Source organism: Nitratireductor sp. J20-h4 (genome assembly GCF_056780505.1).
The window spans coordinates 1,298,882-1,311,686 of record NZ_CM165557.1 but is presented as its reverse complement, the minus strand read 5'-3'; the positions used below and the strand labels follow the sequence as shown (position 1 = coordinate 1,311,686).

Here is a 12,805-nt window from a genome sequence, read left to right as displayed (position 1 = left end):
TCGGGACCGGCCGAAACCGAGCCGAACGCTATCGGGAGCTGAAAAACCCCGCGGGATCGCTCCCGCGGGGTTTTTTGCTTGGCATCGTGCGTGCTGTCAGTGCGCCAGAACGGCGAGCAGCAGCAGGGCGACGATGTTGGTGATCTTGATGGCCGGATTGACGGCCGGACCGGCGGTGTCCTTGTAGGGATCGCCCACCGTGTCACCCGTGACGGAGGCCTTGTGCGCGTCGGAGCCCTTTTCGTGCTTGACGCCGTCCTTGTCGACGAAGCCGTCCTCGAAGCTCTTCTTGGCGTTGTCCCAGGCGCCGCCGCCCGATGTCATCGACACCGCAACGAACAGGCCGTTGACGATAACGCCCAACAGCGAAGCGCCGAGCGCGGCGAAGGCCGACGCCTTGGAGCCCGAGATCAGGTAGACGCCGAAATAGACCACCAGCGGCGCCAGAACCGGCAACAGCGACGGGATGATCATTTCCTTGATCGCCGCCTTGGTGAGCAGATCGACGGCACGCGCATAGTTCGGCTTGGACGTGCCTTTCATGATGCCCGGATCGTCGCGGAACTGCCGCCGCACTTCCTCCACGATCGAACCCGCCGCGCGGCCGACGGCCGTCATGGCGATGCCGCCGAACAAATACGGGATCAGGCCGCCGAAGATCAGGCCGGCGACCACGTAGGGGTTGGACAGCGAGAACGAGACGTCTCCCATATCGGCGAAGTAGGGGAAGGTCGCGCTGTTGGCGGCGAAATATTCCAGATCGTAGGAATAGGCCGCAAACAACACCAGGGCGCCGAGGCCGGCCGAGCCGATCGCGTAACCCTTGGTGACCGCCTTGGTGGTGTTGCCGACCGCGTCGAGCGCATCGGTGGTCTGGCGCACTTCCGCCGGCAGATCCGACATTTCGGCGATGCCGCCGGCATTGTCGGTAACCGGGCCGAACGCGTCGAGCGCGACGATCATGCCGGCGAGACCGAGCATGGTGGTGACCGCGATCGCGGTGCCGAACAGACCGGCGAGCTGGAAGGTGGAGATGATGCCGGCGATGATGACGATCGCCGGCAAAGCGGTCGCCTCGAGCGAGACGGCCAGGCCCTGGATGACGTTGGTGCCGTGGCCGGTGACCGACGCCTGGGCGATGGAGTTGACCGGGCGCTTGTTGGTGCCGGTGTAATATTCGGTGATCACCACGATCAGCCCGGTCACCAGGAGGCCGACAATGCCGCACAGGAACAGGCTGGTGCCGTTGATGGTCGTGCCGTCGGCGAGGGTGATGTCGTTCCAGCCGATCGTCAGCGAGGTCGCCGCGCCGATGCCAATGACGGTCAGCAGACCGGTCACGATCAGGCCCTTGTAGAGCGCGCCCATGATCGAGCCGTTGGCGCCAAGCTTGACGAAGAAGGTGCCGACCACCGAGGTGATGATGCACGCGCCGCAGATCGCCAGCGGATAAAGCATGACGCTGCCCAGAACCTCGGTACCGCCGAAGAAAATGGCGCCGAGAACCATGGTGGCGACGACCGTGACCGCATAGGTTTCGAACAGATCGGCGGCCATGCCGGCACAGTCGCCGACATTGTCGCCGACATTGTCGGCGATCGTGGCCGGGTTGCGGGGATCGTCCTCGGGGATGCCCGCTTCGACCTTGCCGACGAGATCGCCGCCGACATCCGCGCCCTTGGTGAAGATGCCGCCGCCGAGCCGGGCAAAGATCGAGATCAAGGAGGCGCCGAAGCCAAGCGAGACCAGGGCGTCGATGACGGCGCGGCCGGACGGGGCGTGGCCCATCGGGCCAATCAGCACGTAATAATAGACGGAAACGCCGAGCAGCGCGAGGCCGGCGACCAGCATGCCGGTGATGGCGCCGGATTTGAACGCAATATCGAGACCGGCGGCAAGGCTGTTGGAGGCGGCCTGGGCGGTGCGCACATTGGCGCGGACCGACACGTGCATGCCGATATAGCCCGCGGCACCCGACAAGATCGCGCCGATCAGGAAGCCGACCGCGGCCGCACCCGACAGCAGCCACCAGGCCAGCAGGAACACCACGACACCGACGATCGCGATGGTGGTGTACTGCCTGTTGAGATAAGCCTGCGCGCCCTCCCGAATAGCGCCGGCGATTTCCTGCATGCGCTCATTGCCCTGATCGGCCGCAAGGACCGATTGCGTCGCCCAGATGGCGTAAAGGACAGAGAGAAGGCCGCAGGCGATGACGACATACAGTATTGTCATTGCCAATTTCCTCGAGTTTGGCCCAGAAGAACCCCTCCCTGGGCCGTTGAACGAAGATCGGTCACCGCCGAGACATGGCGGATTCCGACCAGTCGCCGCGGCTTATGCGAAACGGCCAGGGCAACGTCAAGGTTTTGTTAAAGTTTTGCCCGGTTTTCGCCACCAATACGCTGGCGTGCGGGAAGCGTGTCGCTGCCGCCCGCCGAGCCAGCCACCGCCGGCCGACCGGAGAGCGAACGGTCTACACCCAAGACCGGCTGGCACCCTGTGCGGAGCCGGAGCCGGATTGGTCTTGCTTATCAGGCTGCTGTCATTCCAGGAGAGGTTTGTGCGGCGAGCGGGGCTCCGCCGGTCAGCTCGCCGCCTCGCGCCGCGAGGACAGACCAAGCACCACGAGCGCTGCGAGACACACAAAGACGACCGGGAAAATGATCCAGTTGAGCATGTCCCATCCCCAGGCATTGTAGACTTGGCCCGACATTAGCGATGCGAAGGCGACCGATCCGAACAAGAGGAAGTCGTGCAGGCCCTGGACCTTGCCCTTCTCGGCGTCGGTATAGGTTTCCGAAACCATCGCCGTGGCGCCGATAAAGCCGAAATTCCAGCCCACGCCGAGCAGGATCAATGCGCTCCAGAACTGCCACAACGCGATGCCCGACAGCGCAACGACAGCGCAGCCGACCAGCAGGATCAGACCGGTCGCCACGATCGTTTCCTTGCCGAAACGGGCGATCAGCCGTCCGGTGAAGAAGCTCGGCGCGAACATGGCCATGACATGCCAGGATATGCCGAGTGCGGCCTCGTCGGGGGAAAAGCCGCAGCCGACCATGGCCAGCGGCGCACCGGTCATGACGAAGCTCATCAGCGCGTAGGAGCCGACCGCGCACACCAGAGCGACCATGAAGCGCGGCTGCACGAGGATTTCGGCAAGCGAACGGACGGGAGCGTCCACATGCGCCAATGCTGCTGCCTTACGGTCGTGCAGGCGCAGGAAGGACAGGATGACCGCACCGAGCGCGGCCAGGCCGATCACCGCGGCGAACGAGCCGGCAAACATGACCGGTTCGAACAGGCTGCGGGTGAAGATGACCACCTGCGGCCCGACGATCGCCATCACCACGCCGCCGGCGAGCACGGTGGAAATGGCGCGCGCCTTGAACTGTGCAGGCGCGTTGTCGGCAGCCGCGAAGCGGTATTGCTGGACCGCCGCCCCGCCGATACCGATAATCAGCAGCCCGAGCGAGAACAGCCAGAAATCGCCGCGGAACAGGGCGAAGGTGGCGAGCGCGCCGCCAAAGGCGGTGGCCAGCGTGCCGGAGAGAAAGCCGTTGCGCTGACCGAAACGGCGCACGAGCCAGGCAAGCGGCATGGCGCCGAGTGCAACGCCGACCGTATAGGCGGTGACGGGCGCGGTGGCGAGCGACTTGTCGGCCCCGAGCAGATAGTGACCGGCGAGCCCGCCGATCGAAATCGAGACCGGTGCGGCAGCGCCAACGATCGCATTGGACGCGGCCAGGATGAGCGCCGTGCGGCGTGCTTCGCGGGCCTGCGCTGCGACCGTCATCAGGCGTTCTTTCCCCGGCCCTCGCCGCGCAAGCGCCGCGACACGCGATCCAGCACCGCGTTGACCAGCTTCGGTTCCTCCTCGACGTAGAAGGCCTTGGCGATATCGACATATTCCGACACGATGACGGCGACCGGCACGTCGGCGCGTTTCATCAGCTCGAAAACGGCCGCCCGCAAAATTGCGCGCAGGGTCGTATCCAGGCGCGACAGCGGCCAGTCCTCGGTCAGGGCCTGGCGGATCACCGGATCGACCGTTTTCTGGTTTTCCACGACGCCGGCCAGAATGGCGCGGAACCATTGCGGATCGGCCTCGCGGTAATGCGCGCCGTCGAGTTCCTTGCCGAGACGGAAGGCTTCGTACTCGGCCGTCGTCTCCAGAAGACCGCTGCCGGCGACGTCCATCTGATAAAGCGCCTGGACGGCGGCCAGCCGCGCCGCGCCGCGCTTGTTGGCGGGACGCGTCAGCGGTTTGTCGTTGTCGGCGGGAGCGGTCACGATCAGGCTCCGAGCCTTTCGCGCACGGCGATCATCGTCAGCGCCGCGCGCGCGGCAAAACCGCCCTTGTCGCCTTCCGTGCGCCTGGCGCGCGCCCAGGCCTGTTCCTCGTTTTCGACGGTGAGAATGCCGTTGCCGATGGCGATCGATTCCTCAACCGCAAGGCGCGTCAGCGCGCGCGAGGATTCATTGGCCACGATCTCGAAATGATAGGTCTCGCCACGGATGACGCAGCCCAGCGCGACGAAGCCGTCATAATCGGCGCCGTCGCCTTCGGCGGCATCGAGTGCAAATGCGATCACGGCGGGCACTTCGAGCGCGCCCGGCACGGTGACAACGTCATAGCTGGCGCCTGCCTCCTCGCACGCGGCCTTGGCCCCATCGAGCAGCGCATCAGAAATCCGGTCGTAGAAGCGCGCTTCGACGATCAGCAGATGTTTTTTTCCGGCAGCGCTCATGGGGTCTCTCCGCGTGAGCGGCTCACTTAGGCCGAACCGCGTTGGCACGCAAGCGCGAGTTTGCGGGCCAGCCGGCCCCGGCGATCATTGGACACAAAGTGCCGGCAACGGCGCCAGCGGCGCAAGTTTGTTTATCGCGAACGGGCCGGCGGCGGACCGGGCCCTAAACGTCCTGATGCGCAGTCTCGGCCAGACGTGCGGCATAACGCGCCATGGTGTCGATCTCCAGATTGACGCGCTCGCCGACCTGGCGCTCGCCCCAGGTGGTGACGGCGAGCGAATGGTGGATCAACAGCACGTCGAAGCGCGCACCCTCAACGCGGTTGACCGTCAGCGACGTGCCGTCGAGGGCGACCGACCCCTTGGGCGCGATGAACCGCGCCAGCGCCGACGGGGCCTCGAGAGTGAAGCGGACAGCGTCGCCCTCGTCGTTCCGGGTCACGATCCCGGCCAGGCCGTCGACATGGCCCGACACGATATGACCGCCGAGCTCGTCTCCGACCTTCAGCGCGCGTTCGAGATTGAGCCGGGTGTCCTTGCGCCATTCAGCCACGGTCGTCAGCCGCAACGCCTCTTCCCAGGCTTCGACCTCGAACCAGCGCGCGTTCGAGCCGGCGTCGGGCAGCGCCACCACCGTCAGGCAGACGCCCGCGCAGGCGATCGAGGCGCCGATGTCGATCGTGGCGGGATCATAAGCCGTTTCGATGCGGATGCGCCGGCCCTGCGACAGCGGGCGAATGTCGACGACCCGGCCGATATCACTGACGATTCCGGTAAACATTCACGCCGTCCTTACAAGTTCAACATAGTCGTCGGGGCCGAAACGGGCGCGACGCAGAATACGAAATCCCTCGGGCAGCGTGTCGCGATCGAACGGCGCGGCGATGCCGCCCGCACCGACCGGCTCCGGCCCGGTGAACAGGGCGATGCGGTCGATCAAACGTTCGGCCAAAAAACCCCTGGCGGTGCTGGCGCCGCCCTCGACCAACACGCTCGACATGCCCTGGGCGGCCAGATCCTCCAGCAGTTCCGGCAGCGCGACCGCGCCGTCGAATTCCTCAGTGGCAAGCAGACCCACACCGGCCCGCGCCAGCGCCTCGCGCCGTGCCTCCGGCGCCGAGGCGCAGGCGGCGACCAGCAGCGGGACCCGGGCGGCCTGCGCGACCAGCTTCGAGGTTACGGGCAGGCGCGCGCCGCTGTCGAGCACGATACGAACCGGCGAGCGGTCCTCCAGTCCGGGCAGACGGCAGGTCAATTCGGGATCGTCGGCAATCGCCGTACCGATACCGATCAGGACGGCATCGGCCTCCGCGCGCATCAGATGGACCTGAGCGCGCGCGACCGGACCGGTGATCGGCACCTGGCCCTGCCCGGCGCGGCCGATCATGCCGTTGGAAGAAACAGCCAACTTCAGAATCACTTCGGGACGTTTTTTCATCGACCGCATGAGATAGCCGGCCATCACCTCGCCCGCCCGCTCGGCCAGCACGGCTTCCACGACCTCGACGCCAGCGGCGCGCAGCATGGCGTAGCCCTTGCCCGAAACGCGCGGATCGGGATCGCTCGAAGCCCCGACAACGCGCCTGATCCCGGCCGCGATCAGAGCCGAGGCGCAGGGCGGCGTGCGGCCATGATGGGCGCAGGGTTCGAGCGTGACATAGGCGCTCGCCCCGCGGGCCCGCTCGCCGGCCTCGGCCAGCGCCTCGGTCTCGGCATGGGGCCGACCGCCGCGCGCGGTCACCCCGCGGCCGACGATCACCGGGACCTCGCCCTGATCGGCGACGATCAGGGTTCCGACCGAGGGATTGGTGGCGGTGAGGCCGAGATTGCGGCGCGACAGCCGGATCGCGGCGGCCATGAAACGCCGGTCGCGCGCATCCTGGCCTTCGCTGGCCAAACCCGACATCGTCACGGTTCGCGGGCGACTTCCTCGCCGCCCAATTCGCCGAGCAATTCGTGAAAATCCTTCGCCTCGCGGAAATTGCGATAGACGGAGGCAAAGCGCACATAAGCGACATCGTCGAGCGATTTCAGCGCCTCCATGACCAGCCGGCCGATCTGGTCGGAGGCGATCTCCGTCTCGCCGGAGCTTTCGAGCTGGCGCACGATGCCCGAAACGGCGCGCTCGATCCGCTCCGGCTCGACATTGCGTTTCCTGAGCGCGATGTCGAAGGAACGGATCAGCTTGTCGCGGTCGAACGGCACCTTGCGGCCCGACCTCTTGACGACGACGAGATCGCGAAGCTGCACCCGCTCGAACGTGGTGAAGCGCCCGCCGCAATCGGGGCAGACGCGGCGGCGCCGGATCACCGCGCCGTCTTCGGCCGGACGGGAATCCTTCACGGCCGTGTCTTCAGACTGGCAATAGGGGCAACGCATCGCGATCCCTCGTCGTGGTCGTTGGCAGCAGGCTGACGTCAGCCCATATAGGGATAGAGCGGGAACCTTTTGGTCAGCGCAATCACCTTGTCCTTGACCGCGGCTTCCACGGCCGCGTTGCCCTCGTCGGAATTCGACGTCTTGAGACCGTCCAGCACCTCGGCGATCAGACTGCCGATCTCGCGGAACTCGGCCTGGCCGAAGCCGCGCGTGGTGCCGGCGGGTGTGCCCAGCCGGATGCCGGAGGTGACGAACGGCTTTTCCGGGTCGAAGGGAATGCCGTTCTTGTTGCAGGTGATGTTGGCGCGGCCGAGCGCCGCCTCGGCGCGCTTGCCGGTGGCGTTCTTGGGCCGGAGATCAACCAGCATCAAATGGTTGTCGGTGCCACCCGAGACGATGTCGAGCCCGGTTTCCTTGAGGCTGGCTGCAAGCGCCTTGGCGTTGGCGGCGACCTCGCGCGCGTAGGTCTTGAACTCGGGCTGCAGCGCCTCGCGGAAGGCGACCGCCTTGGCGGCGATGACATGCATAAGCGGCCCGCCCTGCAGGCCCGGGAACACGGCGGAGTTCACCTTTTTCGCAACCGCCTCGTCATTGGTCAGGATCATGCCGCCGCGCGGCCCACGCAGCGATTTGTGGGTGGTGGTGGTCACCACGTGGGCGTGGGGCACCGGCGAGGGATGCACGCCACCGGCGACGAGGCCGGCAATATGGGCCATGTCGACCATCAGCCAGGCGCCGACCGCATCGGCGATCTCGCGGAAACGCTGCCAGTCCCAAAAGCGCGAATAGGCGGTGCCGCCGGCCAGGATCAGCTTGGGTTTGTGCTCGTGGGCCAGACGCTCGACCTCGTCCATGTCGAGCAGGTGGTCGTCCTCGCGCACGCCGTAGGAGACGACGTTGAACCACTTTCCCGACATGTTGACCGGCGAACCGTGCGTGAGGTGCCCGCCGGAATTGAGGTCGAGGCCCATAAACGTATCGCCGGGCTGCAGCAGGGCCAGAAACACGGCCTGGTTCATCTGCGACCCGGAATTGGGCTGCACATTGGCGAACTGACAGCCGAAAAGCTGCTTGGCGCGCTCGATCGCCAGTTCCTCGGCGATGTCGACGAACTGACAGCCGCCATAATAGCGCTTGCCCGGATAGCCCTCGGCATATTTGTTGGTCATGACCGAGCCCTGCGCCTCGAGCACCGCCCTGGAAACGATGTTTTCCGAGGCGATCAGCTCGATCTCGTGGCGCTGGCGACCGAGTTCCTTACCGATCGCGCCGAAGATTTCCGGATCAACATCCGCAAGCGGGCTGTTGAAGAAGCTGTCGGCAGCGGGCGATACGGCGGTGGCGGTAGCCATAATGAACGGTCCTCATTTCGAGATGGTCCGGGATGAGCGGGCGCATTAACACACTTCGCAGCGGGCTTCCACGCGGCCGATGGGAAATTTACCGATACGGTCGCGACGGAACCGCGCAAGGCGTCGCGGCCGGTTGAAACGGATGCGTTCTGTTGCGCGCATAGCTGTGCTAGAGTCCATGTCACATAGGGGTTGGTTATGGAACACAGGCTTGCAGCCGTGCTCGCGGCCGATATGGTCGGCTATACCCGGCTCATGGAAATGGACGAGCGCGGCACGCTCGAGCGCCTGCGCACCCACCGCATCGAGTTGATCGATCCCGCCATAGCCAAGAATCACGGGCGCATCATCAAGACGACCGGCGATGGCATGCTGGTCGAGTTCCAAAGCGTGGTCGACGCGGCGCGCTGCGCGGTCGAGATCCAGGACAGAATGCGCCGGCGCAACACCGACGTGCCAGAGGATCGGCGCATACGCTTCAGGGTCGGCATCAATCTCGGCGACATCATCTTCGACGAGGGCGACATCTACGGCGACGGGGTAAACCTGGCCGCACGGCTGGAACAACTCGCCGAGGCGGGTGGCATCTGCGTGAGCCAGGCCGTTTACGACCAGGTGCACGACAAGGTCGATTTCGGCTTCGAGAGCCTGGGGCTGAAATCGTTCAAGAACATATCGCGGCAAATGCCGGTATGGCGGGTCGTCCTCGACGAACGCGGCGCGGTCGAGGCCGGCTCCGGCGCGTCATCTGGCGGACGCGCCATCGCCAAGCCGGTGATCGCGGTGATGCCGTTCGCCAATATGAGCGGCGACGCGGAGCAGGAATTCTTCGTCGACGGGCTGACCGAAGACATCATCACCGAATTGTCGCGTCGCCACGAGCTGTTCGTGATCTCGCGCAACTCGACCTTCGTCTACAAGGGGCAGTCGGCCAATCTGCGCGACGTGGCCCGCAAACTCGGCGCCCAGTACATCGTCGAGGGCAGCGTGCGCAAGGCGGGTGACAATCTGCGGGTTACCGTCCAGCTGATCGACACCGCCAACGACGCCCATATCTGGGCCGAGCGCTACGATCGCAGGATGGACGACATCTTCGCCATCCAGGACGAGGTGACGGCGGCGATCGTGGCGACGCTGCCGGGACGGCTGGAAGCCGCACAGCGCGACCAGCTGGCGCGCAAGACGCCGGCCAACCTCGTTGCCTATGAATGCGTTCTCGCCGCCAAGGTTCTGCATCACAGGAGTACGCCCGACGACAACCGGCAGGCACAGTCCCTGATCCGTCGCGCGGTGGACCTGGAACCGGATTATGCCCATGCACGGGCCTGGCGCGGCTGCATACTCGGCCAGGCCTGGGTCCACGGCTGGTGCGACGACCAGGACGCGACATTCGAGGAAGTGGTCGGCGAGTTGGAGAAAGCGCTCGCACTCGACGACAACGATGCCGACGTGCACCGCATCCTTGCGGCCATCAACGTCAATCGAAACGACCTTACCCGCGCGCGCTACCACCAGGAACGCGCACTCGCCCTCAATCCCAATTACGATCTCGTCGTCGTGCAACAGGGCGAACTTTTGACATGGCTCGGCCGGCCAGAGGAAGGAATCGACTGGATTGGCAAGGCGATGCGTCTCAATCCCCATCACCCGGAACGTTTCTGGAGCCATCTCGGCAAGGCGTATTTCAACGCCCGGCGCTATCCCGAGGCGATCGAGGCCTTCATGCATCTGTCGGTGATGGACGCCGCCCAGCACGCCTTCGCCGCCGCCGCCTATATCTGGCTCGGCGACGACACGGCCGCCGCGGCCCATGCCGGACGGATCGCCGAGATCGATCCGGACTTCTCGCCCCAGACCTTGCAGGCGACGTTGCACTATCTCGATCCCGACGATCAGGCACATCTGCTCGACGGCATCGCAAAGGCCAGGACAATGGCGAAGGGCGACGGGCCGGCGCTACACAAGGACAAGGCGGCCGGGGTGGCGCGGCCGGCGCCGCAGGAAAAGCGACCGCGCGCTTCCTGAAACAGGGTAACGAATCGCGGTTCGGCTGTCAGAGCCGCCAACGAAAAAGCCTCGCCGGTTTCCCCTGCGAGGCTTCTGGTTTGCTGCCCGCGACCCGGTCGCGCCGCCTTAAAGGGCGGACGAGATCATCAACTCGTCGACGCCGTCGCGGCCATAAATGTCGTCACGGAAATGCACCACCTGATCGCCGGTCGACCAGGCCGAGATATAGGTGAAGTAGACCGGTACCGGCGCCGCCAGCGCCACGGGCGTGCTTTCGCCGGTCTTGATGGTCTGCTCGAAACGCTGGCGGTTCCAGCCATCAGTGTCGCGCAGCAGCCAGGTGACGAGATCGCGCACGTTCTGCACGCGCACGCAGCCGGACGAATCGAACCGCATGAGCTTGTTGAACAGGCCCTGCTGCGGCGTATCGTGCATGTAGACGGCATGCGGGTTGGGAAAATTGATCTTCACCGACGCCATGGCGTTGATCTTGCCCGGATCCTGGCGGAAACGCAGCTTGGTCGCCTCCTCGGTCGACCAGTCGATGGTGGCCGGATCGACTTCGGTGCCGCCGGGCCCGAGAATGCGAATGCTGTTTTCGGCAAGATAGTTCGGGTTCTTGCGCACCAGCGGGATGATGTCCCTGCGCACGATGGAGACCGGCGCGTTCCAGTACGGATTGACGATCACCTCGTTGATCTTGGAATTGAGGATCGGCGTCTGGCGGTCGATTTTGCCGACAATGGCGGTGTGGCGCAGCACGACGCGCGAATTCTCGACCGCCTCGATCTGGGCGGCGGGAATGTTGACCATCACATAACGGTCGCCCAGAAAACCCGACATTGAGCGCAGCCGCACAATATTGGTTTCGAGCTGGCCGAGGCGCACGGGCGCCGACACGTTCATGGCGGCGAAGGTGTAGCGGCCGAGCACGCCGTCGGCGGGCAGGCCGTGACGCGACTGGAAGCGCTTGACGGCGGTATCGACATAGGTGTCGAAGGCCGACGACATGCCCGCGCTCTGGGCCAGGTCCCCGGATATCATCAGGCGGCGGCGCAGTGCCTCGACGTCGCGGTCGACTACGCCAAGACGCAGTTTCTTGGTGGCAGGCACCATCGGCCAGCCGCCGCGAGACACGATAGCGGAATATTGCGCGATCGCCTGTTCGACATGCCCGACGGTCTGCGGGCTGAGAATCGGCAGGTTCGAAGCCACTTTCTCGCCATCGCTGGCACGGGCGTCGAACTGGTCGTCCCAGGCGCCGCGCTTCGGCGACAGGATCAAATCGCGGATGACATCCTGCTGGGCGCGCGCGGGCGCGGTGGACAAGGAGGCGGCGGCCAGGCCCGCGCCAACAAGGAACGTGCGGCGATCCGTCTTCATCGTGCCAGTCAGCCTCATTATTCGTGTTGTGCGCGCACCGGGCGCGACATAGCAATTGAGGGTCGACCGTAAGAGCGCGTGGTTAACAAAGCGCATACCCGTCAAACGCGGGCGCCGGAACGACCCATGAAACCGCATGTTCCTACACGAGAGAATATGGCGGCAAGAAGGCCCCGCCCCGACACATGTGCGTGAGCGGCAGAAAAGACGACGGGCCGGCGCCCGGCGCCGACCCGTTCGACATATCCAAACCGAGGCGAAGAGCGACTACATCCGATAGGCGATGGTGTCGTTCCAGAACCGGTCCAGCCGCTGCAGGGCGCGATTCATCTGGCGGAACTCCTCGATATTGATGCCGCCCACCTGCTCGATCGAGCCGATATGGCGATTGTAGAGATTGCCGACGACCTCGGCGATCTCCTGGCCTTTCGGCGTCAGGCTGACCCGCACCGAGCGGCGGTCGACCCGCGAGCGCTGATGGTTGATGAAGCCCAGATCGACAAGCTTCTTCAAATTGTAGGATACGTTCGAGCCGAGATAGTAACCGCGCGAACGCAGTTCCCCCGCCGTCAGCTCGGCATTGCCGATATTGAACAGCAACAGCGCCTGGATCGCGTTGATGTCGGAGCGGCCGTTGCGTTCGAACTCGTCCTTGATCACGTCGAGCAGGCGGCGATGAAGACGCTCCACCAGCTGCAGCGATTCCAGATAGAGAGAGCGGATGGCTTCGTGTCCCTCGCCTTCGGCCGGGACGGCCTGCGGGGCCTGTCGTGACTTGATCATCGTCTTTGCCTCTTGTTTGACGCCCGGTGATTGTTTTTTGTTTTCACCTTGGCGCCGACCCTAGCGCGGACGAATAAAATTCGACTTAAACCTCAGCCTTAACAAGCGATTACGGAACGGAGATCAAAAGATGCGTTAATTTTTTCC

Annotated in this window: 11 protein-coding genes; 1 reads left to right on the top strand and 10 read right to left on the bottom strand. The window is 64.9% G+C overall.

Features of this window, described 5'->3' with window-relative positions; genetic code table 11:
- Nucleotides 1-96 precede the first annotated feature (96 nt).
- From ACT2B0_RS06380 to glyA, 8 genes are all read right to left on the bottom strand, one after another.
- The gene (locus tag ACT2B0_RS06380; protein ID WP_473462671.1) at nucleotides 97-2,235 is read right to left on the bottom strand and encodes a sodium-translocating pyrophosphatase; all 2,139 of its coding nucleotides are present in this window, start codon (nucleotides 2,233-2,235) and stop codon (nucleotides 97-99) included.
- Nucleotides 2,236-2,587: 352 nt separating this feature from the next.
- Nucleotides 2,588-3,799 carry an MFS transporter gene (locus ACT2B0_RS06375; RefSeq protein WP_473462669.1) on the bottom strand — a complete coding sequence of 404 codons (1,212 nt, stop codon included), beginning with the start codon at nucleotides 3,797-3,799 and terminating at the stop codon, nucleotides 2,588-2,590.
- The gene (nusB, locus tag ACT2B0_RS06370) at nucleotides 3,799-4,296 is read right to left on the bottom strand and encodes a transcription antitermination factor NusB (RefSeq protein ID WP_473462666.1); all 498 of its coding nucleotides are present in this window, start codon (nucleotides 4,294-4,296) and stop codon (nucleotides 3,799-3,801) included. Before nusB ends, ACT2B0_RS06375 begins: the two co-directional genes overlap by 1 nt.
- A gap of 2 nt (nucleotides 4,297-4,298) precedes the next feature.
- A complete protein-coding gene (gene ribH, locus ACT2B0_RS06365) occupies nucleotides 4,299-4,754 on the bottom strand; it encodes a 6,7-dimethyl-8-ribityllumazine synthase (protein ID WP_473462664.1) in 456 nt (151 codons plus the stop codon).
- Between the two features lie 163 nt (nucleotides 4,755-4,917).
- Complete coding sequence (locus tag ACT2B0_RS06360; protein WP_473462661.1) at nucleotides 4,918-5,535, bottom strand: riboflavin synthase; 618 nt, start codon at nucleotides 5,533-5,535, stop codon at nucleotides 4,918-4,920.
- Entirely contained in the window at nucleotides 5,536-6,660 is a 1,125-nt protein-coding gene (gene ribD / locus ACT2B0_RS06355) for a bifunctional diaminohydroxyphosphoribosylaminopyrimidine deaminase/5-amino-6-(5-phosphoribosylamino)uracil reductase RibD (RefSeq protein ID WP_473462659.1), read from the bottom strand. It abuts the gene before it with no gap.
- A 2-nt stretch (nucleotides 6,661-6,662) separates the two neighbouring features.
- Nucleotides 6,663-7,133 (bottom strand): transcriptional regulator NrdR, encoded by a 471-nt coding sequence (nrdR, locus tag ACT2B0_RS06350; protein WP_106572301.1) that lies wholly within the window; start codon nucleotides 7,131-7,133, stop codon nucleotides 6,663-6,665.
- A gap of 38 nt (nucleotides 7,134-7,171) precedes the next feature.
- Nucleotides 7,172-8,485, bottom strand: coding sequence for a serine hydroxymethyltransferase (gene glyA / locus ACT2B0_RS06345; RefSeq protein WP_473462656.1), 1,314 nt, complete (start codon nucleotides 8,483-8,485; stop codon nucleotides 7,172-7,174).
- A 198-nt stretch (nucleotides 8,486-8,683) separates the two neighbouring features.
- Between glyA and ACT2B0_RS06340 the strand changes: the two genes are divergently transcribed.
- Nucleotides 8,684-10,510 (top strand): adenylate/guanylate cyclase domain-containing protein, encoded by a 1,827-nt coding sequence (locus ACT2B0_RS06340; RefSeq protein ID WP_473462653.1) that lies wholly within the window; start codon nucleotides 8,684-8,686, stop codon nucleotides 10,508-10,510.
- Nucleotides 10,511-10,618: 108 nt separating this feature from the next.
- On the opposite strand, the gene ACT2B0_RS06335 is transcribed toward ACT2B0_RS06340, so the two are convergent.
- The gene (locus ACT2B0_RS06335; RefSeq protein WP_473462651.1) at nucleotides 10,619-11,875 is read right to left on the bottom strand and encodes a L,D-transpeptidase family protein; all 1,257 of its coding nucleotides are present in this window, start codon (nucleotides 11,873-11,875) and stop codon (nucleotides 10,619-10,621) included.
- Between the two features lie 267 nt (nucleotides 11,876-12,142).
- Nucleotides 12,143-12,658 (bottom strand): transcriptional regulator LdtR, encoded by a 516-nt coding sequence (gene ldtR, locus ACT2B0_RS06330; protein WP_473462648.1) that lies wholly within the window; start codon nucleotides 12,656-12,658, stop codon nucleotides 12,143-12,145.
- Nucleotides 12,659-12,805 lie beyond the last annotated feature (147 nt).

Excerpts from the sequence above, each read along its gene's own strand:
- ACT2B0_RS06360 (WP_473462661.1), bottom strand. The coding sequence starts at position 5,535 with ATGTTTACCGGAATCGTCAGTGATATCGGCCGGGTCGTCGACATTCGC.
- ACT2B0_RS06375 (WP_473462669.1), bottom strand. The coding sequence starts at position 3,799 with ATGACGGTCGCAGCGCAGGCCCGCGAAGCACGCCGCACGGCGCTCATC.
- ACT2B0_RS06380 (WP_473462671.1), bottom strand. The coding sequence starts at position 2,235 with ATGACAATACTGTATGTCGTCATCGCCTGCGGCCTTCTCTCTGTCCTT.
- ribD (WP_473462659.1), bottom strand. The coding sequence starts at position 6,660 with ATGTCGGGTTTGGCCAGCGAAGGCCAGGATGCGCGCGACCGGCGTTTC.
- glyA (WP_473462656.1), bottom strand. The coding sequence starts at position 8,485 with ATGGCTACCGCCACCGCCGTATCGCCCGCTGCCGACAGCTTCTTCAAC.
- ldtR (WP_473462648.1), bottom strand. The coding sequence starts at position 12,658 with ATGATCAAGTCACGACAGGCCCCGCAGGCCGTCCCGGCCGAAGGCGAG.
- nrdR (WP_106572301.1), bottom strand. The coding sequence starts at position 7,133 with ATGCGTTGCCCCTATTGCCAGTCTGAAGACACGGCCGTGAAGGATTCC.
- ribH (WP_473462664.1), bottom strand. The coding sequence starts at position 4,754 with ATGAGCGCTGCCGGAAAAAAACATCTGCTGATCGTCGAAGCGCGCTTC.
- ACT2B0_RS06335 (WP_473462651.1), bottom strand. The coding sequence starts at position 11,875 with ATGAAGACGGATCGCCGCACGTTCCTTGTTGGCGCGGGCCTGGCCGCC.
- ACT2B0_RS06340 (WP_473462653.1), top strand. The coding sequence starts at position 8,684 with ATGGAACACAGGCTTGCAGCCGTGCTCGCGGCCGATATGGTCGGCTAT.